Raw genomic sequence first — 26,807 nt, forward strand, 5'->3', positions numbered from 1 at the left:
CTTCCCCAAGGGAACCGATCTCAGCACCCATGGCCCCGAGGAACTGGAACGGGTCAGCCGCCTGCTCAACGGACGCCCACGCAAAACGCTCGGTTGGGATACCCCAACCGAGCGCCTGCGTGAACTACTGTTGGCAGCCTAGCCACCAGGTGTTGCAACGACTCCTAGAATCCGCCATTCGTCGGGGGCCCCGGCGCAATTTCTCCAACTGTTAATGGTCCGGCGGTATCAAAAAGGTCGGTCCCCAACCAACGTTGGTCGCACCAAAACCGTGCAACGCTAACGATTCCGGAGCCTCGAATGCCACAGCCCCAAACCATGCCATCCCGCCTGGCGGCCGAGTTTCTCGGCACCGGCGCCCTCGTATTCGGCGGCTGCGGCGCAGCCATCTTTTCGGCCAAGGTCGTCTCCTCGAACACCATCAACATGGGCATCGGGTTCCTCGGCGTCGCCCTGGCCTTCGGCCTCACGGTCCTGGTGATGGTCTACGCCGTGGGCAACATCTCGGGTGGCCACTTCAACCCGGCGGTGACATTCGGGGCGGCACTGGCCGGCCGCATCGAATGGAAGGCGGTTCCGGCCTACATGATCACGCAGGTTGTCGCCGCCTCGGTCGCCGGCCTGGCGCTCTTCGCCATCGCCACGGGCAAGCACGGCTTCGACCCCGTCACCTCCGGCTTCGCAACCAATGGCTACGCCGACCGCTCCCCAGACGGCTATGGCATGCTCGCGGCATTGCTGGCAGAGATCATCCTCACCGCGATCTTCCTCTACGTGATCCTTGGATCCACAGACCAGCGCGCACCCCAGGGCTTTGCCGGGATTTCCATCGGCCTGTCGCTGACCCTGATCCACCTGGTGTCCATCCCCATCACCAACACCTCCGTCAACCCCGCCCGGTCGCTGGGGGTGGCCTGGTTCGCCGGACCCGCTGCCCTGGGCCAGATGTGGCTGTTTATTCTCGCTCCGCTTGTCGGCGCAGCGGTCGCCGGACTGACCTATCCCATCCTTTTCCCCACCCGGCTTCTCACGGCTGCCGCGGACTCCGCGCATACCGAGGATGAACAAGGCGTCGATACCGGTGTCGGGGGGTTCCGCAACATCGCCTCGGATTAGTGGCCGCTGCGGGGCCGCCCACCCGGGCCTGGGGTCCCACAAGCCCGGGAGCCGGGCAATCCCGCGTTAACGAAACAACCCCCGGCCTAAGACCGGGGGTTGTTTCTCATATGTGCGCGAAGGGGGACTTGAACCCCCACGCCCTTGCGAGCACTGGCACCTGAAGCCAGCGCGTCTACCAATTCCGCCATTCGCGCATATTCACCACTGTTTTAGTCATTGACTTCAACAGCGAGATCAATCATATACACAGGTTGCCCGGATCCACTAATCGATGGCGTCTTTGTGATCAGAGCCACGTTTCGGCAACCATTGGCGACGTCCATTCGTTGGGGAACAGAGGGCCGCTTTCACCACAATTCGCCCCACATGAATTTCAAGCCAAGTAGTATCGAACAAGGCGCAAGGCATCCAGGCTCTGCGACGCAATGCCAATAACCGTGCAACAACACGTGTTAGAACCATGAAGGGAGCGAAGCGATGGGCCTCATCGACAATGTTGAGCGCGGACTTGAAAAGCTTGTCACCAGCGTCTTCCGCGGCTCCGGCAGTTCCGAGGTCAAGCCCGTGGAAATCGCTTCACGCCTGCGCAACCAGATGGATGCGAAGTCGCTGACCATTTCACAGGCCCGCACGCTGGCGCCGAACCTCTTCACCATCCGCCTCTCTGACAACGATTTCGCCAGGGCCCGGGAATGGGGCGCCCCATTGGCCAGGGAACTGTGCACGACCGCCCTGGATCACGCCAAGAGCCAGGGCTACACCCTGCAGGGCGCCGTCGAGGTAAATTTTCGCAAGGACAGTGAACTCAAGCCGGGAGGCTTTGAGATCGATGCAACCTTCTCCGAGGCTTCGGCCACCGAGGTGCGCAACTCCCCCGCCGCACCGCCGGCCCCGGCCGCCCCTCCGCGTGGAGCGTCCAAGATGCGGCCCGTGCTCGACATTGCCGGCCAGCGCTACGCCTTGAACCATCCCAACATTGTCTTGGGACGTTCGGCGGAGGCCGACATCCCCATCGAGGATCCCGGAGTTTCACGCCGGCATTTGAAGATCGAGCAGCGTGGCGCCGCGACATGGGCCGTTGATCTGGGCTCCACCAACGGGAGTTTCGTCAATGGCCAGAAAATCGTTGGCGAAACCGAGCTGCACGACGGCTCCAACATCGCCATGGGACAAACACGCATCATCTTCAGACTCCTCCCCCAATCTCAAGGAGACCGTGCGTGAACGACCTAGTGTTCACCGTGCTGCGGCTCGGATTTCTCATTTTGCTCTGGCTGCTCGTCTTGAGCATCGTCGGCGCGCTTCGCCGCGACCTTGCCATTGGCGGCAGGGCCGGTGCCGGCGGTCCGTCGGCCCGGGAAATCCGCAAGGACCCCTCGCTGGCGCCGATGCCCGAGGCCCCCGCCAAGCAGCAGGCCAACACGCTGGCCATCCTGGAGGGACCGCTTACGGGCCTTGAACACCGGCTCACGGCCAGCCCGATCCTGTTGGGCCGCGCCCAGGAGGCAACCATCGTGCTGGAGGACGACTACGCCTCCGGCCGCCACGCACGCCTGTTCCCGCAGGGAACCCGTTGGTTCATCGAGGATTTGGGTTCGACCAACGGCACCTTCCTGGGCGAGGCCCAGCTCACCCGCGCCCAGCCGGTTGAGCTCGGCCAGAAGATCCGGATCGGCAAGACGGTCATGGAGTTGAGGCCCTAGACATGGCGTTGATGCTGAAATTTGCGGCGCGGAGCGATGTTGGCAAGGTCCGGTCCAAGAATGATGACTCCGCCTATGTGGGACGCTACCTGGCCGTGGTGGCCGACGGCATGGGCGGGCACGTCGGCGGCGACGTCGCCAGCGCCTCCACCGTGCTGGACCTCGTCCACCTGGATGTCCCCGAGACGCCGCACGCCGAAACCGTGCTGCCCGATGAAATCCAGGCGGCAAACCTGGTCCTGAACGAACTGGTGAACGCCAACCCCAAGCTCTCGGGAATGGGCACCACCGTCACCGCCATGCTGCTTACGGGCGACGTGCTGCAATTCGCGCACATCGGCGACTCGCGGGCGTACCGCCTGAAGAACGGCGTGTTCGAACAGATCAGCCACGACCACACCTTCGTCCAGCGTCTGGTCGACGAAGGCCGTCTGCGGCCCGAGGAAGCAGAGATGCACCCGCACAAGAACGTGCTGCTGCGCGTGCTGGGCGATTCGGATGCCAGCCCGGAACTGGATGTCAACCAGTACCAGGTCGAAGCCGGGGAACGCTGGATGCTGTGTTCCGACGGCTTGAACGCCGTCGTACCCGATTCCATCACGGAACGAATCATGCGCGGAACCGCTTCCCTCGAGGAGACCGTCGAGGACCTCGTCGAAACGACTCTGTCCCACGGGTCGCCCGACAACGTGACCATCGTCGTCTTTGAGGTCGTTGAGGACAATGGCATCGACGACGCGCTGCCGGCCGTGGACGATGTCCCGGCCAACGAACCGGCCCCGGACACCGGGCAGCTGACCATTGCCGCCGAGGGCGACCTCGAGGCCAGCGCGGCGCTGATCCGCCACGAGATGTCAAAGCGCCCGCACCTCTTGGTGGGCGCGGCCGAACTGGCCACGCAAACGGGCAAGATCCCGGTGGTTACCCAGCGCTCGGGCGAAAAGCGTGCTGCGGCGATCCTCACACACAAGACCCCCGCCGCGCAGGCATCCGCGGAACAGGACGAATTCGCGGCACTGGACCGCGGGCCCCGGCGCTGGTTCGTGCCGACGTTCCTGGCGCTCATGACCTTGATCCTGGCCGTGGTCTGCGGCTGGGGCTACCTGTGGACGCAGACCCAGTATTTCGTGGGCAACCAGGACGGGAACGTGGCAATTTTCAAGGGCGTTTCCCAGGACCTGGGTCCGCTGAAGCTCTCCCACGTCGACACGGTGACAGAGATTCCCATGGATGCCCTTCCCGAATACACGCAACAGCGCATTGATTCCGCGCTTCCGGCACGGGACCTGGCACATGCCCAGACCATGGTCGGGGAACTAATGGTAACGGCCAAGCAACGCTGCCCCGTGGTCGTTCCGGAGAACCCGGGCGAGGCCGGGACCCTTCCGATCCTGCCCCCTTACTGCCAGGAGATCAGACCGTGAGCGAGCTGGAAACCGCACCCGTCCCCCGCCGCAACATGGAATTGCTGCTGCTCCTGCTGGCGTTGGCTGTCGCCATGGGCGCCTACTACCTCGTGGGCATCAACAGCGACGACGGTCCGAGCCAGGAATTCATCACCCAGGGACTGTTCCTGGTCGGCCTGGCCCTGGTTTTCCATGTCTTCCTGCGCATCTGGGCGAAATATGCGGATCCAGTGATACTTCCCGTCACCGTTGCCCTCAGCGGCATCGGCCTTGCCATGATCCACCGCATTGACCTGGCCCGCAACGATGACCAGGCATTTCGCCAGATCCTCTGGACCGGGGTTGCGATGGCCGTGGCCTGCGTGACGCTATGGGCCATCCGGGACCACCGCGTGCTGCGCCGCTTCACCTACATCGCCCTGGCGGTCTCGGTGCTGCTGCTGCTGCTGCCGCTGATCCCCAAGGTCGGAGTGGTGCTGAACGGCGCCAGGATCTGGGTGCATTTCTTTGGCCTGTCCTTCCAGCCCGGTGAACTGGCCAAGATCACCCTGGCTATATTCTTCGCTGGCTATTTGTCCTCGAACCGCGAACTGATCCTTCTTGCGGGCCGAAAGATCGGCCCCTTGCAGCTGCCCCGCGCCCGGGACCTCGGACCAATGGTCGTGGCCTGGCTGGTGAGCATCGGCGTGTTGGTCGTCCAGCGCGACCTCGGCTCCTCCATCCTCTTCTTCGGCTTGTTCATGGTGATGATCTACGTCGCCACGGCACGAGTTAGCTGGATCGTCATCGGAACCCTGATGCTGGTCGGAGGCGGCACGTTTGCCTACCTGACGATGAGTCACGTGACCCGGCGCATCGACGGCTGGCTCAACGCCTTCGACCCCGACATCTACCACGCGAGCGGCGGAAGCCGGCAGATCGTCGAAGGCCTCTTCGGGCTCGCCAACGGCGGGTTGATGGGCACAGGGCTGGGCAACGGCAGCCCCTACATGGTGCCCCTGGCCAACAGCGACATGATCGTCGCCTCGCTGGGCGAGGAACTCGGGCTCATCGGCCTGAGCGCCATCGTTCTGCTCTATTTGATCCTGGTCAGCCGCGGCATGCGTGCCGCCCTGGGATCGCGCGACACCTTCGGCAAGCTGCTGGCCACCGGGCTTTCCTTCACCATCGGGCTGCAGTGCTTCGTCGTCATTGGCGGAGTCACACGCCTGATCCCGCTGACGGGACTGACCACGCCGTTCATGGCCGCCGGCGGCTCCTCCCTGCTCTCGAACTGGATCATCGTCGCCTTGTTGCTGCTGATTTCGCATAATTCCCGCCGACCCATGCTTTCCGGGGTCTCGGCCACGGCAGAGGTGGCCACCAAGGCGCCCCGCCTTTCCCCGGGACTCCTTGAGTCGCTAAAGGAGCACAAGCGATGAACCAAGCCATTCGCAACACATGGATCGCCGTTATGCTGCTCTTCGTGCTGAGCCTTGGGGCGCTGAGCTACGTCCAGTTCCTGGCCTCGGAGGATCTCAACGAAAATGCGCTGAACAATCGCCAGCTGTTCCGCGAATTCGACCTTCCCCGCGGTGCCATCCTGGTCGACGGCAAGCCCATTGCCGAGTCCGAGCCCTCCGAGGGGCAGTTCAAGTACCAGCGCGTCTACACCGATCCGGAACTCTATTCCCACCTGACCGGCTTCTACTCCTTGTCCAACGGTTCAACGCAGCTCGAATCCGTGATGAACGAGGAATTGACCGGCCAGAGCCAGGACCAGTTCTTCGACCGCGTGATCAACCTGTTCTCCGGCAAGGCCAACGAAGGTGCCTCCGTCGAACTCACCATCGATGGCGAGCTACAGGATCTGGTCTACGGCCTGATCCCGGACGGAACCCTCGGAACCATCATCGTTTCCGAGCCCAAGACGGGAAACATCCTGGCCATGGCATCCAAGCCCAGCTACGACACCAACAAGCTGGCGGTGCATAGCTCCAGCCAGGCTGCCGCAAACATGAAGGAGCTGTTGACGGTTCCGGGCCTGAGCCCGTACCGCAACCCGGCCACCGGCAACCTCACGGCCCCGGGATCCACCTTCAAGATCTTCGACATGGTCGCTGCCCTGGAATCGGGGGAGTACACGGCCGACACCGTCCTGAAGAACCCCTCGAGCGTGACCCTGCCCGGAACCAGGACGGAACTGAAAAACTTCTACGGCGGCAATTGCTCGGCAATCCCCGAGGCAACCTTCGCGGACATCGTGTCGCAAAGCTGCAACACCCCCTTTGTCGGCATCAGCGAGAAGCTGGGCAAGGCACCCTTTGAGGACGTCACCGAACGCTTTGGCTTCGGCCAGCAGCTCGAGATCCCGATGCGCGTGGTTCCCAGCGTTTTCCCGGCCAACCTGAACCCGGCGCAGCTCGGACAGTCGGTCATTGGAGAATTCGATGTGAGGGCCACGGCAATGCAGATGAACATGGCCGCCATGGGCATCGCCAACGACGGGGTGATCATGCAGCCGAACCTGGTCAAGCAGGTCATTGCCCCCGACCTGCGGGTGCTTTCGGAGACCAAGCCCAAGGAATTCAGCACCGCGACAAGCCGGGAGATCGCCGACCAGGTCACCGACTTGATGCGCGGCCCGGTCAAGAACGGCACCGCAGTCAGGGCGCAGGTCCCGGGACTCGACATTGCCGCGAAGACCGGAACCTCGGTGATCCAGGGCGATGAAGGCCTGGTGAACTCCTGGATCACCGGGTTCGCCCCGGCGGACGATCCGCAGGTCGCTGTGACGATTGTGTTTGAAAAAATTGATTTCAAGACTGGTTCCTCGTTGACCAGTCCCAACCTGAAGAAGATTCTAGAGGCGGTGTTCAACCAGTGAGGCCAATTTCCGGTATCACCATGGGCGGTCGATACAAGCTGACCGACCGTATTGCCATTGGTGGCATGGGTGAGGTGTGGAGGGCCAGGGATCAGGTCCTTGGCCGCTTGGTGGCGATCAAGATCCTCAAGGAGGAGTACACCGGCGATCCCGGCTTTCTCCAGCGCTTCCGCGTCGAGGCCCGCCACACCGCACTGCTGAACCACAACGGCATCGCGAGCGTCTTCGATTACGGCGAGGAAGAGGGCTCCGCCTACCTGGTCATGGAATTGGTGCCCGGCCAGCCGCTGTCCACCATCATCGAGCGCGAACGCGTGCTCTCACCCGACCGCACCCTGTCGATCATTTCGCAGACCGCCAAGGCCCTTGCAGCCGCCCACATCCAGGGCCTGGTGCACCGCGACGTGAAGCCCGGCAACCTGCTGATGCTGCCCGACGGCCGCGTGAAAATCACCGACTTCGGCATTGCCCGCATCGCCGACCAGGTCCCGCTCACGGCCACCGGGCAGGTCATGGGGACCGCCCAGTACCTGGCCCCGGAACAGGCCACCGGCCAGCAGGCCACCGGCTCCTCGGACATCTACGCGCTGGGCGTGATCGGCTACGAGTTGCTGGCCGGGCGTCGCCCATTCACCGGCGAGTCCCAGATTGCGATCGCCCTGGCCCAGGTCAACGACACCCCTCCGCCGCTGCCGGAGAACATCCCGGTGCCGGTGCGCTCGCTGGTGATGTCGATGCTGGCCAAGGACCCGGCCGACCGCCCGGCCAACGCCGATGCACTGGCCGTCGCAGCCGACGCGATCCGCGCGGGAAACCCGGAGACGGCAACGCTCGCCGTGCCCGGAATGCTGCTCTTTTCGGGATCAGATGCCGCCACCCAGGCCATCAACCACACCCCGATAACCCAGGGCAATCAAACCGTTGCGCTGCCCCCTGTCGGCCCGACGGCCGCCGCCCCCGCCACCAATGCGCTGCCGCAGGTGCCTGCACATGGCGGGGACGACGGAAACTCCGATTCGCTCATGGGCGCCTCGCAGCGTTGGGAGGACGAACCGGTTGGCGACTACGAGCAGGAAGTTGCCGACCGCCGGACCCCGCAGAAGAAGAACCGCAACCCCTGGACCGCACCGTTGATTGCGCTGATCGCCCTGGTGGTCCTTGCGATCCTCGGCGCCTGGCTGTACCCGCTGCTCACCGCCGACAACTCGCCGGAAACCAGCCAGAGCCCCACCACCGCCACGACACAAAGCAGCGAGGCGACCTCGGAAACCCCGTCCGAGACGCCTTCGCCGACGCCTACTCCTACCCCTACACCCACACCGACACCATCGCGATCGAGCCCGGCCACCATCGCGACGGTGGCCGTCCCCGGCCTCCTGGGGATGGATGCCGAGCAGGCCATTGCCGAGTTGGAGGCCCTCGGCCTCGAGCCGCGCGAAGGCCAGGCCCAGGAAAACCCGCTGGCAGCGGGGACAGTGATTGCCCAGAGCCCCGTTGACGGTGCCAAGGTCACGCCGGGAACCACTGTCACTTATATCCTGTCGCTGGGCCCAGCCGAGCCGACGCCCACCCCGACCCCCACACCGTCGGAAAGCCCAACCGAAACAGAGGAAAGCCCCACGGGGGACGCCGAGACCACTGAAACCTCCACCTCCTCGTCTTCCGCAGGAGCCATCGCCCCGGGCGATACCACGGGCAAGCCCAAGGTGACCGACTAGATGATGGTGTTATCACAGTGACCGAGGAACGGATTCTCAACGGCCGCTACGTCGTGGGGGAGCTCATTGGACGCGGCGGAATGGCCGACGTGCACCTGGGCGTCGACCAGGTCTTGGGGCGCAAGGTCGCCATCAAGCTCCTGCGTGCCGAAATGGCGCGCGACCCCATGGTGCAGGCGCGTTTTCGGCGCGAGGCCAAGGCCGTGGCCGGGCTGAACCACCCCAACATCGTTTCGGTCTTCGACACCGGCGAGGAAGAGCAGGAGTTCTCCGGTTCAACCGTGGAACTGCCCTTCATCGTGATGGAGTATGTCCGCGGACGCACCCTGCGCGACCTGGTCAAGGCCGGCGAGGTGACCAGCGATCTGGCCATCGAGTACGTGCTCGGGGTGCTTGAGGCGTTGGCGCACTCGCATTCCATGGGAATCGTGCACCGAGACATCAAGCCAGCGAACATCATGGTCACCGAACAGGGCGCGCTAAAGGTCATGGACTTCGGCATTGCCAGGGCACTGGCCGATTCGGCCAGCACCATGACCCAGACACAGACCGTGGTGGGCACCGCCCAGTACCTTTCGCCGGAGCAGGCCCGCGGCGAGGCCGTTGATGCCCGCACCGACCTGTATTCCACCGGCTGCCTGCTCTACGAACTGTTCACCGGCCGGCCGCCATTCACCGGGGATTCTCCGGTCTCGGTCGCCTACCAGCACGTGGGGGAGTATGCCCCGGCCCCGAGCACGCTGGTGCCGGAGCTGGACCCGATCTTTGATGCCGTGGTGCTCAAGGCCCTGGCCAAGGACCGCGAGGACCGCTACGCCGATGCCACGGCGTTCGCGACGGCGCTTTCCAATGCCCGCGCCGGGATTGCACTTCCTCCCGAGGAGCTCACGGCTCCGCTGCCGCAGTCCAAGGCAAACGCCGGGCACCTTTCCTCGGTTGCCTCGCTTGCGGCGCCCACAGAGGCCTTTTCGCCGTCGACCCCCGACAACACCGCAGCGGTGCCCGTCAACCAGACCGGATACCTGCAGCCAGTTGCCGGGGATTCCCGCTGGGAAACTCCGCCGATCTGGGAACAGAATATGCAACGAGAGCTCAATGAGCATCGTGCAAAATCCAAGCGCAGCTGGACCGTGGCGATATCACTGGTCCTGGTCCTTGCGTTGGCGGTTTCCGGCCTTCTCTTCTACAACTGGATGCGCGCGGAAGCAGAACGCAACGCACCCGTCGCCATCCCCACCCTGAAGGAAATGACGCAGGCGAAAGCCGAATCAACCCTCACGCAGCTGCAGCTGGTGCCCCGGGTCGAGTCGGTCTTCGACGATGAGATCAAGACAGGCCTGGTCGTGGAGTCCGACCCCGCTGCTCCCAGGGAAGTCCGCAAGGGAACCATCGTCCGGCTGATGGTTTCCAAGGGACCCGAAGCCCAGGTCCTGCCGGAGAGCCTATCCGGCCAGTCCGAGGCGGGGGCACGCCAGGTCTTGCGGGACCTTGGATTCGAGATCGGCACGGTCTCCCGGGTCAACGATCCCGCGATTCCCACCGACTGGCTCGTGAACACGGAACCGAAGCTTGGCAAAAAGGTCAAGGTCGGCACCAGGATCGATCTGGTCCTGTCCACCGGGATGGTCAATGTCCCACAGCTCATCAACCTCATGGTCCCCGAGGCCACAGAGCTTCTGGAGGATCCCGAGATTGGACTGGGGATTACGACGGTCGAAGAACCAAATGCGGCGGTTGAACCGGGCACGATCATCAACCAGGATCCCGAAAGCGAATCCGCGACCCCGCAGGGCGGCACTGTCACCGTGACGGTTGCCGTGAAGCCCGCGGAACCGACTCCGTCACCGACCCCGACTGAGACCGCGCCGGAGGAATCCACCGGCCCCTCACCAACCCCGGCACCTACGGAAAAATCCGGGAAGGGCAAGGATCCTGCCCTCCCTCTCCCGGTCATCCCGGCGCCAAGCCCGTAACCGGGCGGCTGCCACCCCTAGTCGGTGAAATCGACGAATGGGGCCCTGCCGCTGAAGATTTTATCTTCAGCGGCAGGGCCCCATTCGGTGTTAAGGCTGTTTAGACCCCTGCCTCGCGGATCAGCGGGCTCAGCGTTGCCGCATGTTCCGCGGCGCCGGCCAGGCCAAGGGATTCTAGCCAGTTCCCCAGCATTTGGTAGCCCCCCTCGGTAAGGACCGATTCGGGGTGGAACTGCACGCCCCACAAGGGCGCATCGCGATGGGCCAGGCCCATGATCACGCCGTTTTCCGTCTCCGCGGTGATCGCCAGGGAGTCCGGAATGCTGGAGCGCACTGCCGCCAGCGAATGGTAGCGGGTGGCCGTGAACGGGCTGGGGATGTGCGCAAAGATCGGGTGCCCGGTATGCAAAACCGGGGAGGTCTTGCCGTGCATGAGCTCCTGCGCGTGCGTGACAACTCCGCCATAGGCCTCAGCCAGTGCCTGGTGGCCCAGGCAGACACCAAGCATGGGCTTGGCGTGCGCACCGCACCACTTGATCGTCTCGATGCAGACGCCGGCATCGGCAGGGGTTCCCGGGCCGGGGGAAACCAGCACGCCGTCACGGGCCTCGGCCAATTCGATGACCTCGGCCAGGGACAGGTCGTCGTTGCGTATCACGGTGGTTTCGGCGCCCAGCTCTTGCAAGTAACCCACCAGGGTGTAAACGAAACTGTCGTAGTTGTCGATCACCAGGATCTTGGGGGTGCTCACAGCAGCATCAAGCCAATCGTTGATTCGGTCCACGGGCTGTACTGGCTCAGCCACGGGAAGACATAGGTCATGAGCAATAATACGGCTCCGGCGATCAGCGCGACCGCCAGGATGACGCGGAACCACAGCGGCCCGGGGATTTTCGAGAAGATCCATGCATACATGTGTGGTGTTCCTAGTTTTCCATCGTCTTGTTCACCAGGTCGGCGATTTCCCGCGGGGGACCTGTGTTGGCCGGACGCCAGGACTCCAGCTCCGCATACGCGATGATGCGCATCCGGGTGGTGAAGGGCGGATGGCAACTGGTCATGGTCAGCATGGAGGCCGTTGGCTCGATGCCCGGCTGGTTCGGCACTGGCAGCAGCACCTCGCTTTGCGAGGGATACACGATCTCGGTGTTGCGCCACTCGTAGGTGTAGAACCCCTTGCGTGTCTGCAGGTAGATCTTGTCCCCGTCCTGGAACTTGTCGATGTTCCAGAACACCTGTCCGTGCGTCTGGCGGTGGGCAGCAACGGCAAAGTTGCCGGGCTCTCCCGGCTCCTGCGTTCCGGGATAGTGTCCGATGCCCACCGAGTTCAGCACATCCATGCCGACGCCGTTGGTCACCGGGTGGGCGAAGTCCTTGCCGAACCGCGGGATGTAGAAGATCCCGAAGGTTTCCCCGTCGGGGATCGCGGTGATTGGGGCGGGGCCGAAATCGCCATCCGCTGCCCCCGTCGCGGTCGATGCGTCCGGTCCCCCAACGTTGAGGTTTTGGACAAATTCGGAGGTCACCTGTGATTGCGTGCGACCGGCATCGATGTTGGTCCACCACAGTTCCCAGCCGACAAAGAGCAGCAGGACGATTCCTAGCGTGATGAGGACTTCACCGATCCCGCCCAAGAGGCGCTGGCCCGGCGTAGCCTTGGCCCGCGTCCGAGATGCGGATCGTGTCATGCGAACTTCCCTCACTGTCACTTGGAGCACCGTGAAACCCTGTGGCGTCCAGTTTGAGCGGATAGTATTGGATGTAAGCGTGATGGCGGGAAGAAGTTCCCATCGACACACACTTACCAGCCTACCGTTCGGACACGTACTCGTTGGATCGTGCCGGCGCCTGAAGACTCAAGGAGCAGCAGTGCCTGAATCCAAGACACGTCGGAAAAACCGCAAGCCACACGATGGCAGCCACGCCCAGACCTACGACAAGGCGCTGCCCAAGTGGTACAAGCCGGTCATGTTTGGCCTGATGATCTTCGGCCTGGTCTGGATCATGGTCTACTACATTTCCCAGACCCTGCTCCCGATCCCGGACATCGGCGGCTGGAACATCGTCATCGGCTTTGGCGTTGCCATGATTGGTTTCTTCATGACCACGGGCTGGCGCTAGCTCACGGCTTTCAGTCCGTCGATGCAGCACACCGGCCCGATCAGCAGCAGGATCTTGATCATGCTGCTGATCTAGCCCCCAAAGGCCATGCCATCGGGCACCGCGATGCCGGCCCCCGATTCCCACCCGACCGCATAGGCGGATCCCGTGGCGATCTCCTTCATGGCCCAGGCCAGTCCTGCCAAGCTGGTGATTGGTCCCGCAGCGAAGGCCACGGTGGGGACGAGCTTGGTGAAACCCTCGGCGGCACCCAGTGCGATGGCCCAGACGGCCGCGAAAAGGCCTGAACGCTAGGTACTATCCACGACAGGTCGCAGGCACCGATTCCTTTCGGTGGCCGCCTTGTCGCTGTCCGGGTACGGCTCCCTCGTCAGGGGGCGCTGGTGCGCTCAAGTAGGCACGGCCCAGCAACGTCCCCGGACCTGCAGACACACCGTTCACATCAACGTCCAGAAAGGCATGCAGACCCCCATGGTTCGCCCCGATCTTGCCGGAGGCTCTTCCTCCGTCGCCACCCAGTCAAAGCTCTCCCCGAAGCGCCTTTACGGCTTCCTGGCAGCTGCCGAAATGGTCACGTGGGCGTTGCTGATCATCGCCATGGCCATCAAGTACGGTGTGGGACCGGAGATCTTCGTCCGCATTTTTGGCATGATCCACGGGGTGGTGTTCATTGCCTACGGCCTGGTGACACTCTTTGTCTGGGCCAATGAGCGTTGGAGCGTTCCCCGCGGGGTGCTGGGCCTGGCCTCTGCAGTCGTTCCCTTCGCCACCCTTCCCTTCGAACGGGCGATGTTGCGTCGCGGGCTGCTCAGTGACACCTGGCGCCTGGCTCCGGGCGGGGAAGCCCCTCGGGGGCTGGTCGAGAAGCTGCAGGCAACGGCGCTGCGCAGCCCCTGGCTGACCGCTGTCGCTGGCCTGGTCCTGGTTGCGGGCATCACCGCTGCGCTCCTGTTCATCGGCCCTCCCGGCGGAGGAAACTAGAACCGCGCTGATTCCCGATCGGCCCCGGGCCTGTCAGATTCCGGCACCGGTCCTTGGAACCGGAAATTTGCCGGGCCTTGGCGCTTGAGGTTCTCCAGCTGCTCACGGCACCCAGGCGAGCCGCAGCTTTCATCTTGGGGCGGCTGCTTGCCGGAACCTCAATGATCCTGGCGCAGCCCGGCGGCCCCGGCCGCATCAAGGACCAGCCCGCGGAGCAGGTCCAATGCCACGGAGGGAACCTTCCAGCGCTGCCAATAAAGGCGGATGTCACTTGTCCACGCATGGTTGATGCACACCAGCGACCCGTGACGCGGAACCTGGATTTCGGGAATCATGCCCCAGCCCAGCGACGCCGCCACGGCCGCCACATAGACCCTCGAATCGGGAACGAAATGCTCCACCGGGGGCTCGGGGGCCCGACCTCCGACTATCTTTCGGCGCAGCGCCCGTTGCAAGCCGTCGGTCCGGTCGAAGCTCACCATGGGCGCGAGCGCGAGCTCCGTCTCCGGGTCGAGGCCCGGGAGCCAGCGATCCATGAAACCGGCACTTGCCATGGCTTGGTAGCGCATGGTTCCCAGATATACCGAGGAACACCCTTGGACGGGAGCGCTCTTCGTCGTCACCGCCCCCATGACCTGGCCCGAACGTAGCAACTCTGTGGAATGGGACTCGTCGTGGCGCAGGATCTCACAGTTCATGACGTCCTGGGCGGCTAGGCCGTCGAGTACCGGGGCGAACCAGCCGGCCAGGGAATCGGCGTTCACGGCAATGCCGAGATCCGTGCGCCGGGATACATGCTCGGTGGAGGCATCCAACCCGAGCGCACGATGGGCCTCCGTGGACAGCATCTGGATCTCCCGAGCCAGACGCAGCAGCACGTCCCCGCTTCCGGTGGTCCGAATCGGGCGAGAACGGATGAACAGCACGCTGCCGGCACGTTTTTCCAGGGCCTTGAGCCGCTGGCTGACAGCGGATGGGGTGATGTTGAGTTGCCGGGCCGCCCGTTCCAGGGTTCCGGCCTCGATCACGGCCTTGAAGGTCTGCAACTGCTCCGCGGGAAAGTCCATAGTTAGAGATCCTAATGGACCATAAGAATCTTTAGCTCGACACGTCTTTGTTGAGTCGCCTAATCTCGGTTGGTGACGAACTTTCCCTTTATATCCGGCCTGGCCACGGGCCTGTCCCTGATTGTTGCCATTGGAGCCCAAAACGCGTTTGTCTTGCGCCAGGGCATCCGAAAGGAACATGTTGGCATAACGGTCCTGATTTGCCTGGTCTCGGACGCCGTCCTGATTTTCGCCGGAGTCGCCGGGCTGGGTGCCCTGTTGGCGTTGGCCCCGTGGTTCCTTGACGTGGCCCGGATCGGCGGCGCCTCATTCCTGCTCGTCTACGCCTTCTTTGCTGCCCGGAGGGCCTTCAGCCCGCGGGGGATGGACACCAACGCCGCCCTGACACCGACCCCGCGACGCTCCGCCGCCCTGACGGCGCTAGCACTGACGTGGCTCAACCCGCACGTCTACCTGGACACCGTGATCCTGCTCGGCTCCATCGCCGCGGCCCAAGGCAGCTCCGGGCGCTGGGTCTTCGGCACGGGAGCGGCGCTTGCCAGCATGCTGTGGTTCATCGGTCTGGGTTTCGGGGCACGCTACTTGCGTGGGTTCTTTGCCAGTCCCCGATCCTGGCGCATCCTCGATGCCGTCATCGCGTCGCTCATGGCCTTGCTTGCCGTTTCGCTGCTGCTGCCGCTATTTGGCTAACACCCCTTGGGCCGGTGCGCCGCACCACCACGACTCAGCGGCCGGGGACGGCTTTTCGGTAAATCGTCCCCTGCCGAACCAGCTCGAAACCAAGGAGTCGGTATAGCCCCGCAGCGCCCGTTGGGCTTTGTGCATCCACCGCCAGGTCGACCTTCGTGAATCCGGCGGCGAATGCCCCCTGGACCGCCGCGGAGAGCGCCCATGCCGCAAAGCCGCGCCCCCGGGAGGCCCGCGCGGTGCCCACGCGGGAGATGTACAGTTCCCGCGGCACCCATTCCGACGCCAAGACATAGCAGAGCGCTGTGGCCGGCGGCGTGCCGCCGCCGGTTTCCAGGAGCACCCGGGAGTGCCCGCCCCGGAATGAGCGGGCACCGGTCATGGCCGCCCATTCCTCAACGCTCTTCGGGGTCGAACCCCAGTGATCGGCAAATGCCTCGTTGTCCAGGATCCGGACCGATTCGGAAAGGCCGGGGGAGTAGCTGACCAGCCGCGCGTCCTCGGGGACCGCCGAGGGGCGGCCCTGGGGCCTGAAACCGGCAGGCGTTACCGACATGTCCTGGAAATAGCGTGCCGCCTCGTACCCCCTGGCCACGGCCATGGCACCGGCACTGTGCCCCGGGGCGTTTCCCCACATGTCGATGGTGAAATCGATGCCGGGATGGCATTCCGCCATCTTTTCCGCCGCCCGGAATTCAAGGGCATCCATGATTGCCGAGCCATGGCCGAGCCGGCGGTACTCGGGGGCGACGCCGCCGCCGATGGAAACCCGCCCGCGGCCGTCGCGCAGCCGTTCACCGAGTCGTAGTTGGCCAAAACCGATCATGGTGTCGTTGTCCCAGAGCCCGAGGGTGTCCCGCTCGGGATCGACGCCCGGTTCTTCGAGCTCTTCGGCGAGATCCTCGACCTCGTAGAATTCCTCGGTATCATCGACGACCGCCAGTCGGTTGGTCAGCCCTGCCCACGCGGCAATGTGTTCGGGATGGATCCAATCCTGGAGCATTTGGGGTCTCCTGCGCTTGTGCGAAATCACATGGCGGCTGCGGACATGCCGACGCGGTCCAGTTTTCCAGTTTTGCCCGACGATTCACAGGGGGAGCGAGTCGAGGAACCCCGGCGGAACTTAGCCACATGCTGTGCACGAAGGTTATCCACAGGTGGGGATAAGGCTGTGGGTTTCGCCCCCCCGAGCGCCAATTCCTCGACTTTGCGGGGGTTTCATCGTTGTGAATTACATGTGTGTAAGTTATTAACACTGTGGATAAGGCGTGTGGACAACAAGCGCCGCATGCCCTTCCGGTCCCTTGAATTTCCGCACAGTCCCGCGGATTCGGTTAAATTTTCGACGAATGCAGCAGGGTCGGTATTCGAGTCGGAGCCCCAACACTGCACAGGTTGTGCACTAAGTTATCCACAGCTGTGGATGAAATTGTGAATAGTTGTCAAAAACTGTCCCCAAACAAGTCGGACCGGCGTCAGCGCGGGCGCTGGAGCCGGTCCATCTCGTGTGAATTACATGGTTGTGAGTTATTAACAATGTGGATAACCCGTGTGGACAACTCTCGTGGCTGCCGGGCCCAGTTCGCTATCCGAGTCGAATGTTGGCGGCACCATAGAAAGTCAAGGCCACCAGCAGCAGGACCAGCAAAGCAGTGCCCACCCATTGCATCAGGGCCCGCTGGTGTCCCTTAGGCGCGTAGGCCATGACTGCCGCCGCGGCGGCACCGACCACCAGCCCGCCCACGTGGGCCTCCCAGGCGATCCCCGGGAACACGAACCCCAGGGCGAGGTTGATCGCAATCAGGATCACGATTTGCATGGTCTGCACCCCCCGTGAGCGCAAGAGCACGAACATGGCCGCAAAGAGCCCGAAAACCGCGCCGGAGGCGCCGAGGACCGCAACCCGTGGATCTGCGATCAAGAGCACCGCAACGGAACCGCCCAGCCCGGCGACCAGGTACAGGGCCAGGAAGCGCAGCCGTCCCAGCATCGGCTCAAGTACGCGCCCGCAGATGTACAGCGCATACATGTTGAAGGCGATGTGCCCGATGAAGGACGTGGAGTGGGCAAAGGTAGAGGTAAGCATGCGCCACGGCTCGGGCTCGAAGTACGGGCTGGTGTACACCCCCGCATAGACCAGGTAATCGTCGAAGCCCTGGATCAGCATTTGCAGGCCGAAGACGATCAGATTGATCGCGATCAGCACGTAGGTCACCATGGGTCGGCCGTCCGTCGCCTTCCCGCCAAAGACCGTACGGGTGCTTGGCAACTGCTTGTTGGCCTCGCGCACGCAGTCCACGCATTGGGTTCCGACCGCCGCCGTCACCTGGCATTCGGGGCACGCCGGGCGCGAACAGCGTTGGCAGGTGACGTAGGAGATCCTGTCGGGGTGTCTGGGGCACACCGGGGCCTGCGCGGGCTGGTTCGGGTTGGTCTGTCCATAGGACATGGAATTAATGCTCCTGGGTAAGTACGTTCATTGCCCCGTTGCCACGGGACCGGATTCGGGTATCGCGTTCCCGGGCGCGGGAGCCGGGTGCGTGGCAGGTCGCACGGATTGCCTGCCGGACAATGCAAAAGGCCCCATCCGCCCGCCCCGCCGTCATCCTTCACTTTGCAGTGCGAGGTGAAAACAAACGGGCGGGGCGGCAAATGGGGCCATCCACAATCAACGGCGCATAAACCGCGCCGGAACCACGTGCCTAGAGTGCCGCGACGTCGATGCTGCTGATGACGACGTCTTCCAGCGGCTTGTCGCGGCCGTCGGTCGGAACGACGTTCAGCGCATCAACGAGCTTGCGCGAAGCCTCGTCGGTGACATCACCGAAGATGGTGTGCTTGCCCTGCAGCCAGGTGGTCGGGATCGAGGTGATGAAGAACTGGGAACCGTTGGTGCCCTGACCCATCTGGATGCCGGCGTTGGCCATGGCCAGCTTGTAGGGCTCGCGGAAATCAAGGTCGGGGTTGATCTCGTCGTCGAAGCGGTAGCCCGGACCGCCGGTGCCCTGGCCCAGCGGGTCGCCGCCCTGGATCATGAAGTCGGAGATGATGCGGTGGAAGATCGTGCCGTTGTACAACGGGGTGTTGACCTTTTCCTCGCCGCTGCGCGGGTCGGTCCAGTTCTGTTCGCCGGTGGACAGGCCGACGAAGTTTTTCACGGTCTTGGGGGCGTGGTTGCCGAAAAGGTTCACGACGATATCGCCCAAGTTGGTGTGGATGGTGGCTGTATGCGTAGGGATTGCAGTCATGAAGTCATTCTTCCATGAGCGCTTGAACCCCCGCTGCGAATGGCTACGCGTTCAGTGAACACGACTAAACGATTGTTTATATGCCGGGTAGGTAATGGCTGTAAGCCAAGCGTAGGTCGTAGGCTAGGACGAAGCTTCCGAAACGATCAAAGGGGTTCACTGTGAAGTCAGAACGTATTGCTCGAGACTTTGGTGAAAGTGTTGCCACGAGTGCGGAACAGGCATTGGATTGGGCTGCACCAAAGGTGGACACGGCCGTGAAGTGGGCCGTTCCGCGAATTGAAAAGGGCATCGAGTCGGCATCACCAAGGATCCAAGAGGGTCTGAACTGGGCTGCCCACGAACTGTCCGAGACCGTCGCCAAGGTCAGTCCCATGATCCAGGAATCCCTTGAGCGCGTTGGCCCGCGGATCTCTGCGGCCATTGACGAAGCGACCCCACGGGTCCAGAAGGCCGTTGACCGTGCCACTCCTGCGCTGAACGAAGCACTCGAGAAGGCCGCTCCGGCCCTCAGCCACGCGCGCAACGTCGTGCTCAACGATTACCTGCCAGCGGCCAACGAAAAGATCGGCCAGGCCGCGGAATTCACCACGCGCAAGCTCGAACAGGCCAAGATCCCCGAGGCGCTTCACCAGGTTTCCGAAAAGCTCACGCCCAGTGCCGAAACCGTCGCCCGCGTCCAGAGCGGCGCAAACGCTGCCGTGGGCCATGTCAGCAAGGAGCTTAATAAGGTGCAGAAGCCAGCGAAGAAGAAAAAGGGCTGGCTCGTCGTTGCCGTCATTGCTGCCGCAGGCGCTGCAGCCGTAGCCGCATGGCGCGCCTCAAAGCCCATCGATGACCCGTGGAAGACCCCGGCACCGGTGGAACCGACCACGGTGCGCGCCAGCGGCCCGGTGGAGGTTCCTGCAAGCGTGGAGGAAGTCCGCGACGAAGTGGCTTCGTCCGCGGCCGAGGCCAAGGAAAACGCTTCCGAGGCGGCCAAGGAAGCGGTCGCCGAGACGAAGGAGAAGCTCGCCGAAACTGCCGAGGAAATTGCGGAGGCAGCCACCACGGCCAAGCACAAGGCCGAGGAAGCCATCGACGCAAGCGAGGCCAAGGTCGCCGAGGCCACCGATGGGGACACCGCGCCGAAGCCGGGCCCCCGCACCAAGAAGTAGTTTTTACCAGCCCCCCTGGCATCCACACCGGATGCCTCGGGGCAACGACATCCAGCAGCAGGGCAGTACGTGGCCCGTCACTGCCTCCGGGATCCGGGGGGAGCGATGGGTCAGGTGCTGCCCTGTTCCTTTGCCGGTGGCTCCTCTGCGGCCATGACGCTCGCCGGTGTGCGTCCCTGGCCCCGCACGACGAAGAACAGGCCCGACAGGATGACAGCCAGCCCAACGACCGTGCCGGCAGGCAACACCTGGCCCAGGAACAATGCCGCCAACAAGGCGGCCCCCGGAATTTCCAACAGGATCAGGGTGGACACGGTCAACGGGCCCAGCGAGCTCAACAGGTGGTTCAGGGCCGAATGCCCCAGGACCTGGGAGCACAACGCCAACGCAAGGATGCCGATCCACCCATTGAGGTCGAATCCCCAGATTGGCTCACCGGCCAGCAGGCACATCGCCAGGAGCAGGATCGAGGTCAGTCCGTAGCAGACGGTGGTGTAGGAGCTGGTGCTCATGGTTGCCCTGGCCTTGGACCCCGACAGCGTGTAGGCGGCGGCCAGAATGCCACCTACGAGGGCCAAACCGTCGCCGACAAGTGCCTCCGTGCCCGAACCGATGTCGAACCCGGTGATCACCAGGACACCGGCGAAGGCCAGCAGGACGCCCAGGCCAACCCGCCAGCCGTACCGGGTTCCGCGCAGGGACTGGAACAGGGCGATCCACGCCGCCTGCAGGCACACCAGCGCGGTGGCGGCGGCAACGGTGGTCATGCGGACCGAGGTCATGAAGAAGGCGAAGTGCAGGGCCAGCGAGACCGCTGCCAGGGCGCTCCACCCCCATTCCCGGCGCCGCAGCCGGCCAAAGGCGCGCGGATCATTCACCAGTGCGGGAACAGCCATGACGGCGGTACCCACTGCGTTGCGCCACAAGGCCATGGAGAGGGCAGGAACTGCGGGAAATGCGGCAATGAGCGGGCCGGATGCGGCAACACCCAGGACGCCCACCAGGGCCAATACAAAGGTCATCTGCCCACTCCATGGTTAATCGTGCGTCGTATCAGCGAATAGGGGTGATCGGGATGGCTCATCCTCGGCGTCCATAAGGTCAGCTGTGCCACCGTTTCAGTGCTTGGCCCCACCTCGATCGGTGTTCGGCGAGGAAGGAACTGAAGTTAAAGCGAAAAGGTCCGGAACTTTCGTTCCGGACCTTTTACTTCGGTGGAGACTAGGGGGGTCGAACCCCTGACCTGAAGCTTGCAAAGCTACCGCTCTACCAACTGAGCTAAGTCCCCGTATTTTGTTGTACATCACCTGCTTGCAAAGCAGGTGCGCTACCGATTGCGCCATTCCCCCGAATGAATTCAGTTTACCTTATCGGTGCCCTGGCTCCAGGTGGCTTTTTCGGCCGAAGATTCCTTGTACTTCCGATAACCAATAATGCCTGCGGCTACTGCCACCAACACCAGAAACTTCCGCATGGAGATTTCCTTTCACCTATTCGGTCGGACGAGGGAATCCGTGGGCGTACCTGGACTTGAACCAGGGACCTCTTCGTTATCAGCGAAGCGCTCTAACCGCCTGAGCTATACGCCCTCTTTGTTCCCGCTGGGAACGAGATAAAACAATACCCGAGAAACCGCCCAAGAAACAAATCGGCCCTCAAAGGTCCCTTTACGAAGGGCTTCGAGGGCCGATTTTGGCGCGTTTCCGCGAATTAATCGTCGGTCAGGGTCACACCAATGCCGCCAACAAGGGTCGACGAGAGGTTGTAGAGCACCGCTGCCAGCATTGACAGTGCCGTGAGTAATACCACATTCACCACGGCGATGATGGTGGCGAACGAGGCAACCTGGCCCAGCGAAGCGATTTCCATCAAGTCGAACCCGGTTTCGGAGCCGATGATTTCGCGCAACAGCCCGTTGATGGACTCAAAGATGCCGGTCAGGTCAAGCACCGACCACAGGACGACGCTGGCAACGACCGTGACGATGCCCAGGGCCACCGAGAGCAGGAATGCCATCTTCAGCACCGACCAGGGGTCGACCTTGGAAATGAGCAGGCGGGCCTTGCGGACCTTGGCCTTGGGCGCCGGGCGCACCAGCTGTTGCGGGCGTCCAGCTGCCGCACCGGCGGGGCGCGGGGCCCCGGGGCGGGGTGCGCCGGCCGGGCGCTGCGCGGCCGAGGGCCGGGGTGCGGTTCCTGGCCGTGGCGCTCCCGCGGGACGCTGGGCCCCTACGGGTGCCTGTCGTGGCGGTGCGGGACGGGTACCACCAGTGCCGCCCGCCGGGCGGGGCGTATTCGGGGTGCTCACGCGTTACCTCCGTCGTTGGTGGCCTCGTCGTCGTGCCCAAGGTTTTCCTCGGTTCCCGCCAGGTTTTCATCACCCGGAAGGGCCTCGGAGGCCGTTTCTTGTGTCTTTTCCGCGTTCAACGGTACTGCATCTTCCTCGGCGTTCTCTCCGAGGCCGCGTTCGGTGTTCTTCGCGACGGCGATGATGCGGTCCTTCTTGTCCGGCTTGGCAAAGATGACGCCCATGGTGTCGCGGCCCTTGGCAGGAACCTGCGAAACGTCCGAGCGCACGACCTTGCCGCCCTCCATGACCACCAGAACCTCGTCCTCATCGTGGACAATCAGGGCACCGACGAGGTCACCGCGGTCCTCGGCGAGCTTGGCGACCTTGATGCCGATGCCGCCGCGGGACTGCACGCGGTATTCATTCACGGAAGTGCGCTTGGCGTAGCCGCCCTCGGTGACGACAAACACATAGGAATCCTCGGAAACCACGTCCGCGGCGAGCAGTTCGTCCTCGTCGCGGAACTTCATGCCGGTCACGCCGGACGTGGCGCGTCCCATGGGGCGCAGCGCGTCGTCGGTGGCCGTGAAGCGCACCGACTGGCCCTTGCGGGAGACCAGCATCAGGTCGTCGGTCTCGGAAATCAGCTGTGCGGAGACGAGCTCGTCGCCGTCGCGCAGGTTGATGGCGATGACCCCGGCCGTGCGGTTGGTGTCGTAGTCGGCCAGGCGCGTCTTCTTGACCAGGCCGTTGCGGGTGGCGAGCACCAGATACGGGGCCTGCTCGTAGTTGCGCAGGTCCAGGACCTGGGCAATGTGCTCGTCCGGCTGGAAGGCCATCACGTTGGCCACATGCTGGCCCTTGGCGTCGCGCCCTGCCTCGGCCAGTTCGTAGCACTTGGTGCGGTACACGCGGCCGTGGTTGGTGAAGAAGAGCAGCCAGTTGTGCGTGGTGGTGACGAAGAAGTGCTCCACCACGTCGTCCCCGCGCAGCGCGGCGCCCTTGATGCCCTTGCCGCCGCGGTGCTGCGACCGGTAGTTGTCGCTGCGCGTGCGCTTGACGTAGCCGCCGCGGGTGATCGTGACGACCATTTCCTCTTCGGGAATCAGGTCCTCGACGCTCATGTCGCCGTCGTAGCCCATGAGCACCTTGGTGCGGCGGTCATCGCCGTGCTTCTCGACGATCTCGGCGAGTTCCTCGGAGATGATGGTGCGTTGGCGTTCCGGAGAAGCGATGATGACCTTGAACTCGGTGATCATCACCTCGAGCTCGGCGTGGCGGTCCTGGATCCGCTGGCGTTCCAGGGCTGCCAGGCGGCGCAGCTGCATGTCGAGGATCGCGCGGGCCTGCAGCTCGTCGATGTCCAGCATCTCCATCAGCCCGTCGCGCGCGGCCTCGGTGGTGTTGGAGCGGCGGATCAACGCGATGACCTCGTCCAGGGCGTCCAGGGCCTTGAGCAGGCCGCGCAGGATGTGCGCTTCCTCCTCGGCCTTGCGCAGGCGGAACTGGGTGCGCCGGATGATGACTTCCATCTGGTGGGTCACCCAGTGGCGGATGAACGCGTCCAGCGAGAGGGTGCGCGGCACCCCGTCGACGATCGCGAGCATGTTCGCGGAGAAGTTGGACTGCAGCTCGGTGTGCTTGTAGAGGTTGTTCAGCACGACCTTGGCGACGGCATCGCGCTTGAGCACGATGACCAGGCGCTGGCCGGTGCGGCCCGAGGTCTCGTCGCGCAGGTCGGCGATGCCGGAGATCTTGCCGTCCTTGACCAGCTCGGCGATCTTCACCGCCAGGTTGTCCGGGTTGGCCTGGTACGGCAGCTCGGTGACGACCAGGCAGGTGCGCCCCTGCAGCTCCTCGACGGAAACCACCGCGCGCATGGTGATGGAGCCGCGTCCGGTGCGGTAGGCATCGGCAATGCCCTTGGTGCCCAGGATCATGGCGCCGGTCGGGAAGTCCGGGCCCTTGACGTGGCGCATCAGCTCTTCGAGGAGTTCCTCGCGGTTGGCCTCGGGGTGCTGCAGGTACCACTGGACGCCGGCGGCAACCTCGCGCATGTTGTGCGGCGGGATGTTGGTGGCCATGCCCACGGCGATGCCGGAGGAGCCGTTGACCAACAGGTTCGGGAAACGCGCCGGCAGGATGGTCGGTTCCTGGTTCTTGCCGTCGTAGTTGTCCTGGAAGTCAACGGTGTCCTCGTTGATGTCGCGGACCATCTCCATGGCCAGCTGTGCCATCTTGGTTTCGGTGTAACGCGGTGCAGCGGCGCCGTCGTTGCCCGGTGAGCCGAAGTTGCCCTGGCCCAGTGCCAGCGGGTACCGCATGGTCCAGTCCTGGATCAGACGCACCAGGGCATCGTAGATCGCCATGTCACCGTGCGGGTGATAGGTACCCATGACGTCGCCCACCACGCGGGCGCACTTGTTGAACGAGCGGTCGGGGCGGTAACCGCCGTCGAACATTGCGTACAAAACGCGGCGGTGCACCGGCTTCAGGCCATCGCGGACGTCCGGGAGGGCACGGCCGACAATAACGGCCATGGCGTAGTCGAGGTAAGACCGCTGCATCTCTGTCTGCAGGTCCACCTGCTCCACGCGGTCGGTCAGCACATCGCCCTCAAGAACTACGTCGTCGGCAGTGGGTTCCGCCGGGACTTCGGGAGTTTCGTCACTCATAATCTAAGGTTTCCGTTTCAGGTATATGTCAGTTCAAGAATATTCAGATGCCCTTGTGGAGCCCTAGATATCGAGGAACCTGACGTCCTTGGCGTTCTGCTGGATGAAGTTACGGCGCGATTCAACGTCCTCGCCCATCAGGACGGAGAAGGTCTGGTCGGCAGCCAGTGCGTCATCCATGGTGACCTGCAGCAGCGTGCGGCGATCCGGATCCATGGTGGTGTCCCACAGCTCGGTGTAGTCCATCTCGCCGAGACCCTTGTAGCGCTGGATGCCGTTGTCCTTGGGGAGCCGCTTGTTCATGGAAGCACCCTTGCGGATGGTTTCATCACGTTCGCGGTCACTGTAAACGTAGTCGTGTGCAGCGTTGGACCACTTGATCCTGTACAGCGGCGGCTGGGCCAGGTAGACGTAGCCGTTTTCGATCAGCGGGCGCATGTAGCGGAACAACAGCGTCATCAGCAGGGTGGTGATGTGCTGGCCATCAACGTCAGCATCTGCCATCAGGACGATCTTGTGTTAGCGGAGCTTGGTGATGTCGAAGTCTTCGCCGATGCCCGTGCCGAAAGCCGTGATCATGGACTGGACTTCGGCGTTGCCCAGGGCCTTGTCCAGGCGTGCGCGCTCCACGTTCAGGATCTTTCCCCGCAGCGGCAGGATGGCTTGGGTCTCAGGGTTACGTCCACGCTTGGCAGAACCACCGGCCGAGTCACCCTCCACGAGGTAGACCTCGCAACGTGAGGGATCCTTGGAGGAGCAGTCAGACAACTTGCCGGGCATGCCGAAGGACTCCAGCGGGCTCTTCCGGCGGGCGTTATCGCGGGCCTTGCGAGCGGCCATGCGCGCTTGGGCAGCGGAAATGGCCTTGCGGATAACATCGCGGGCGGGGCCGGGATTCCGTTCCAGCCAGTCACCCAGCTGGTCCGTGACAACGCGCTGGACGAAGCCCTTGACCTCGGAGTTGCCCAGTTTGGTCTTGGTCTGGCCTTCGAACTGCGGCTCGGAAAGCTTCACGGAGATGACGGCCGTCAAACCTTCACGGATGTCATCACCGGTAAGGTTGTCTTCCTTTTCCTTGATGATGCTCTTCTCCCGCGCATAGCGGTTGATGAGCGAGGTCATCGCTGCGCGGAAGCCTTCTTCGTGCGTTCCACCCTCATGGGTGTTGATGGTGTTTGCATAGGTATGGACACTTTCCGAGTAGGCGGTGGTCCACTGCATGGCGACCTCGACGGCGATGTGCCGCTCAGTGTCCTCGGTTTCGAAAGCGATAACGTCCTCGTGGACGATTTCAACCTTCTTGCTCGAGTTCAGGTGCTTGACGTAGTCCAGGAGGCCGTCCGGGTATTGGTACACCACGGTTCGGTGCTCGGCGGCTACTTCACCTTCGGTTGCCACAGCGTCCAGGTCGAGGTCGTCGTCGCCGTCGCGGTTCACCGGACGCTCGTCGGTCAGCGTGATCCGCAGGCCCTTGTTGAGGAAGGCCATTTGCTGGAAACGCGCACGGAGCGTCTCGAAGTCGAACTCAGTAGATTCGAAGATGGTTCCGTCGGGGTAGAACGTCTGGGACGTTCCGGTAACGTCAGTGGCTTCGCCCTTGACGAGTTCGCCCTGCGGCTTGCCGCCGTCGACGAAGGTCATCCGCCAAACGTGGCCCTGACGCCGAACTTCCGTGTCCACTCGACGGGAGAGGGCGTTGACCACGGAGATACCCACACCGTGAAGACCGCCAGAAACTGCAAAACCGCCGCCGCCAAACTTACCGCCGGCGTGCAGGATGGTCATGACTACTTCAAC

At 63.5% G+C, this 26,807-nt stretch carries 24 protein-coding genes, 3 tRNA genes, 2 pseudogenes and 1 riboswitch; of the genes and pseudogenes, 13 read left to right on the forward strand and 16 right to left on the reverse strand.

Translation table 11 applies throughout. The features are described from left to right. Positions 1–142: pseudogene (locus ACLQ7E_RS19415) on the forward strand (IS30 family transposase); the annotation flags it as partial. A gap of 158 nt (positions 143–300) precedes the next feature. Continuing rightward, complete coding sequence (aqpZ, locus tag ACLQ7E_RS19420) at positions 301–1,116, forward strand: aquaporin Z (RefSeq protein WP_411734222.1); 816 nt, start codon at positions 301–303, stop codon at positions 1,114–1,116. Between the two features lie 113 nt (positions 1,117–1,229). Here aqpZ and ACLQ7E_RS19425 read toward each other — a convergent pair. After that, positions 1,230–1,313 (reverse strand) — tRNA-Leu (locus ACLQ7E_RS19425). Positions 1,314–1,596: 283 nt separating this feature from the next. Here ACLQ7E_RS19425 and ACLQ7E_RS19430 point away from each other — a divergent pair. The 7 genes from ACLQ7E_RS19430 to pknB are packed head-to-tail and all read left to right on the forward strand — an operon-like array spanning position 1,597 to position 10,785. Next, positions 1,597–2,343 (forward strand): FhaA domain-containing protein, encoded by a 747-nt coding sequence (locus ACLQ7E_RS19430; protein WP_411734223.1) that lies wholly within the window; start codon positions 1,597–1,599, stop codon positions 2,341–2,343. Further along, entirely contained in the window at positions 2,340–2,822 is a 483-nt protein-coding gene (locus tag ACLQ7E_RS19435) for an FHA domain-containing protein (protein ID WP_411734224.1), read from the forward strand. The genes ACLQ7E_RS19430 and ACLQ7E_RS19435 overlap by 4 nt, the downstream gene beginning before the upstream one ends. A gap of 2 nt (positions 2,823–2,824) precedes the next feature. After that, the gene (locus ACLQ7E_RS19440) at positions 2,825–4,246 is read left to right on the forward strand and encodes a PP2C family protein-serine/threonine phosphatase (RefSeq protein ID WP_411734225.1); all 1,422 of its coding nucleotides are present in this window, start codon (positions 2,825–2,827) and stop codon (positions 4,244–4,246) included. Continuing rightward, on the forward strand, positions 4,243–5,649 hold the full coding sequence (locus ACLQ7E_RS19445) for an FtsW/RodA/SpoVE family cell cycle protein (RefSeq protein ID WP_411734226.1): 1,407 nt from the start codon (positions 4,243–4,245) through the stop codon (positions 5,647–5,649). Before ACLQ7E_RS19440 ends, ACLQ7E_RS19445 begins: the two co-directional genes overlap by 4 nt. Next, positions 5,646–7,094, forward strand: coding sequence for a penicillin-binding transpeptidase domain-containing protein (locus ACLQ7E_RS19450; protein WP_411734227.1), 1,449 nt, complete (start codon positions 5,646–5,648; stop codon positions 7,092–7,094). Before ACLQ7E_RS19445 ends, ACLQ7E_RS19450 begins: the two co-directional genes overlap by 4 nt. Beyond that, positions 7,091–8,812, forward strand: coding sequence for a protein kinase domain-containing protein (locus tag ACLQ7E_RS19455; RefSeq protein WP_411734228.1), 1,722 nt, complete (start codon positions 7,091–7,093; stop codon positions 8,810–8,812). The genes ACLQ7E_RS19450 and ACLQ7E_RS19455 overlap by 4 nt, the downstream gene beginning before the upstream one ends. A 17-nt stretch (positions 8,813–8,829) precedes the next feature. Then, positions 8,830–10,785, forward strand: coding sequence for a Stk1 family PASTA domain-containing Ser/Thr kinase (gene pknB, locus ACLQ7E_RS19460; RefSeq protein WP_411734229.1), 1,956 nt, complete (start codon positions 8,830–8,832; stop codon positions 10,783–10,785). Positions 10,786–10,885: 100 nt separating this feature from the next. On the opposite strand, the gene ACLQ7E_RS19465 is transcribed toward pknB, so the two are convergent. The 3 genes from ACLQ7E_RS19465 to ACLQ7E_RS19475 are packed head-to-tail and all read right to left on the reverse strand — an operon-like array spanning position 10,886 to position 12,473. Beyond that, positions 10,886–11,536 (reverse strand): anthranilate synthase component II, encoded by a 651-nt coding sequence (locus tag ACLQ7E_RS19465; protein WP_411734230.1) that lies wholly within the window; start codon positions 11,534–11,536, stop codon positions 10,886–10,888. Beyond that, positions 11,533–11,700 (reverse strand): hypothetical protein, encoded by a 168-nt coding sequence (locus tag ACLQ7E_RS19470; protein ID WP_411734231.1) that lies wholly within the window; start codon positions 11,698–11,700, stop codon positions 11,533–11,535. Before ACLQ7E_RS19470 ends, ACLQ7E_RS19465 begins: the two co-directional genes overlap by 4 nt. Before the next feature lie 11 nt (positions 11,701–11,711). Continuing rightward, positions 11,712–12,473, reverse strand: coding sequence for a class E sortase (locus ACLQ7E_RS19475; RefSeq protein WP_411734232.1), 762 nt, complete (start codon positions 12,471–12,473; stop codon positions 11,712–11,714). Between the two features lie 181 nt (positions 12,474–12,654). Between ACLQ7E_RS19475 and ACLQ7E_RS19480 the strand changes: the two genes are divergently transcribed. Next, positions 12,655–12,906 (forward strand): cell division protein CrgA, encoded by a 252-nt coding sequence (locus ACLQ7E_RS19480; RefSeq protein WP_411734233.1) that lies wholly within the window; start codon positions 12,655–12,657, stop codon positions 12,904–12,906. 71 nt (positions 12,907–12,977) lie between these two features. Here ACLQ7E_RS19480 and ACLQ7E_RS19485 read toward each other — a convergent pair whose 3' ends face one another. After that, positions 12,978–13,166 (reverse strand): SMR family transporter, encoded by a 189-nt coding sequence (locus ACLQ7E_RS19485; RefSeq protein WP_411734244.1) that lies wholly within the window; start codon positions 13,164–13,166, stop codon positions 12,978–12,980. 72 nt (positions 13,167–13,238) lie between these two features. Next, positions 13,239–13,300: riboswitch (guanidine-III (ykkC-III) riboswitch) on the reverse strand. A gap of 77 nt (positions 13,301–13,377) precedes the next feature. On the opposite strand from ACLQ7E_RS19485, the gene ACLQ7E_RS19490 reads away from it, so the two are divergent. After that, complete coding sequence (locus tag ACLQ7E_RS19490) at positions 13,378–13,887, forward strand: DUF3817 domain-containing protein (protein ID WP_411734234.1); 510 nt, start codon at positions 13,378–13,380, stop codon at positions 13,885–13,887. A 158-nt stretch (positions 13,888–14,045) separates the two neighbouring features. Here the strand turns inward: ACLQ7E_RS19490 and ACLQ7E_RS19495 are convergent, their stop codons facing one another. Next, entirely contained in the window at positions 14,046–14,954 is a 909-nt protein-coding gene (locus ACLQ7E_RS19495; protein WP_411734235.1) for an ArgP/LysG family DNA-binding transcriptional regulator, read from the reverse strand. Between the two features lie 72 nt (positions 14,955–15,026). On the opposite strand from ACLQ7E_RS19495, the gene ACLQ7E_RS19500 reads away from it, so the two are divergent. After that, positions 15,027–15,644, forward strand: coding sequence for a LysE/ArgO family amino acid transporter (locus tag ACLQ7E_RS19500; RefSeq protein ID WP_411734236.1), 618 nt, complete (start codon positions 15,027–15,029; stop codon positions 15,642–15,644). A 34-nt stretch (positions 15,645–15,678) separates the two neighbouring features. On the opposite strand, the gene ACLQ7E_RS19505 is transcribed toward ACLQ7E_RS19500, so the two are convergent. The 3 genes from ACLQ7E_RS19505 to ACLQ7E_RS19515 form a co-directional block, all read right to left on the reverse strand. Further along, on the reverse strand, positions 15,679–16,644 hold the full coding sequence (locus ACLQ7E_RS19505; protein ID WP_411734237.1) for a GNAT family N-acetyltransferase: 966 nt from the start codon (positions 16,642–16,644) through the stop codon (positions 15,679–15,681). A 582-nt stretch (positions 16,645–17,226) separates the two neighbouring features. Next, positions 17,227–18,090: a rhomboid family intramembrane serine protease gene (locus ACLQ7E_RS19510; RefSeq protein ID WP_411734238.1), complete on the reverse strand. Its 864-nt coding sequence runs from the start codon at positions 18,088–18,090 to the stop codon at positions 17,227–17,229. Positions 18,091–18,343: 253 nt separating this feature from the next. Beyond that, complete coding sequence (locus ACLQ7E_RS19515; RefSeq protein ID WP_411734239.1) at positions 18,344–18,889, reverse strand: peptidylprolyl isomerase; 546 nt, start codon at positions 18,887–18,889, stop codon at positions 18,344–18,346. A 257-nt stretch (positions 18,890–19,146) separates the two neighbouring features. Here ACLQ7E_RS19515 and ACLQ7E_RS19520 point away from each other — a divergent pair, with 257 nt between their 5' ends. Continuing rightward, entirely contained in the window at positions 19,147–20,046 is a 900-nt protein-coding gene (locus tag ACLQ7E_RS19520) for a hypothetical protein (protein ID WP_411734240.1), read from the forward strand. A gap of 110 nt (positions 20,047–20,156) precedes the next feature. Here the strand turns inward: ACLQ7E_RS19520 and ACLQ7E_RS19525 are convergent, their stop codons facing one another. The 7 genes and pseudogenes from ACLQ7E_RS19525 to ACLQ7E_RS19555 form a co-directional block, all read right to left on the reverse strand. Beyond that, on the reverse strand, positions 20,157–21,068 hold the full coding sequence (locus tag ACLQ7E_RS19525) for a DMT family transporter (RefSeq protein ID WP_411734241.1): 912 nt from the start codon (positions 21,066–21,068) through the stop codon (positions 20,157–20,159). 193 nt (positions 21,069–21,261) lie between these two features. Continuing rightward, positions 21,262–21,334 (reverse strand) — tRNA-Ala (locus ACLQ7E_RS19530). 69 nt (positions 21,335–21,403) lie between these two features. Next, entirely contained in the window at positions 21,404–21,520 is a 117-nt protein-coding gene (locus ACLQ7E_RS19535) for a DLW-39 family protein (RefSeq protein WP_209905891.1), read from the reverse strand. Between the two features lie 41 nt (positions 21,521–21,561). After that, positions 21,562–21,635, reverse strand: a tRNA-Ile gene (locus ACLQ7E_RS19540). 121 nt (positions 21,636–21,756) lie between these two features. Continuing rightward, positions 21,757–22,353 (reverse strand): DUF3566 domain-containing protein, encoded by a 597-nt coding sequence (locus ACLQ7E_RS19545; protein WP_411734242.1) that lies wholly within the window; start codon positions 22,351–22,353, stop codon positions 21,757–21,759. After that, a complete protein-coding gene (gyrA, locus tag ACLQ7E_RS19550) occupies positions 22,350–25,010 on the reverse strand; it encodes a DNA gyrase subunit A (protein ID WP_411734243.1) in 2,661 nt (886 codons plus the stop codon). The genes ACLQ7E_RS19545 and gyrA overlap by 4 nt, the downstream gene beginning before the upstream one ends. 63 nt (positions 25,011–25,073) lie before the next feature. Further along, positions 25,074–26,807 (reverse strand): annotated as a pseudogene (locus ACLQ7E_RS19555) (DNA gyrase subunit B); the annotation flags it as partial.

The sequence above is a fragment of the Paeniglutamicibacter sp. genome (assembly GCF_046714615.1).
Lineage (GTDB): Bacteria > Actinomycetota > Actinomycetes > Actinomycetales > Micrococcaceae > Paeniglutamicibacter.

Bases quoted from the DNA above. Each gene is read 5' to 3' on its own strand.
- aqpZ (WP_411734222.1), top strand. From the start codon at position 301: ATGCCACAGCCCCAAACCATGCCATCCCGCCTGGCGGCCGAGTTTCTC.
- ACLQ7E_RS19430 (WP_411734223.1), top strand. From the start codon at position 1,597: ATGGGCCTCATCGACAATGTTGAGCGCGGACTTGAAAAGCTTGTCACC.
- ACLQ7E_RS19440 (WP_411734225.1), top strand. From the start codon at position 2,825: ATGGCGTTGATGCTGAAATTTGCGGCGCGGAGCGATGTTGGCAAGGTC.
- ACLQ7E_RS19450 (WP_411734227.1), top strand. From the start codon at position 5,646: ATGAACCAAGCCATTCGCAACACATGGATCGCCGTTATGCTGCTCTTC.
- ACLQ7E_RS19470 (WP_411734231.1), bottom strand. From the start codon at position 11,700: ATGTATGCATGGATCTTCTCGAAAATCCCCGGGCCGCTGTGGTTCCGC.
- ACLQ7E_RS19475 (WP_411734232.1), bottom strand. From the start codon at position 12,473: ATGACACGATCCGCATCTCGGACGCGGGCCAAGGCTACGCCGGGCCAG.
- ACLQ7E_RS19490 (WP_411734234.1), top strand. From the start codon at position 13,378: ATGGTTCGCCCCGATCTTGCCGGAGGCTCTTCCTCCGTCGCCACCCAG.
- ACLQ7E_RS19495 (WP_411734235.1), bottom strand. From the start codon at position 14,954: ATGGACTTTCCCGCGGAGCAGTTGCAGACCTTCAAGGCCGTGATCGAG.
- ACLQ7E_RS19505 (WP_411734237.1), bottom strand. From the start codon at position 16,644: ATGCTCCAGGATTGGATCCATCCCGAACACATTGCCGCGTGGGCAGGG.
- ACLQ7E_RS19510 (WP_411734238.1), bottom strand. From the start codon at position 18,090: ATGTCCTATGGACAGACCAACCCGAACCAGCCCGCGCAGGCCCCGGTG.
- ACLQ7E_RS19515 (WP_411734239.1), bottom strand. From the start codon at position 18,889: ATGACTGCAATCCCTACGCATACAGCCACCATCCACACCAACTTGGGC.
- ACLQ7E_RS19525 (WP_411734241.1), bottom strand. From the start codon at position 21,068: ATGACCTTTGTATTGGCCCTGGTGGGCGTCCTGGGTGTTGCCGCATCC.
- ACLQ7E_RS19535 (WP_209905891.1), bottom strand. From the start codon at position 21,520: ATGCGGAAGTTTCTGGTGTTGGTGGCAGTAGCCGCAGGCATTATTGGT.
- gyrA (WP_411734243.1), bottom strand. From the start codon at position 25,010: ATGAGTGACGAAACTCCCGAAGTCCCGGCGGAACCCACTGCCGACGAC.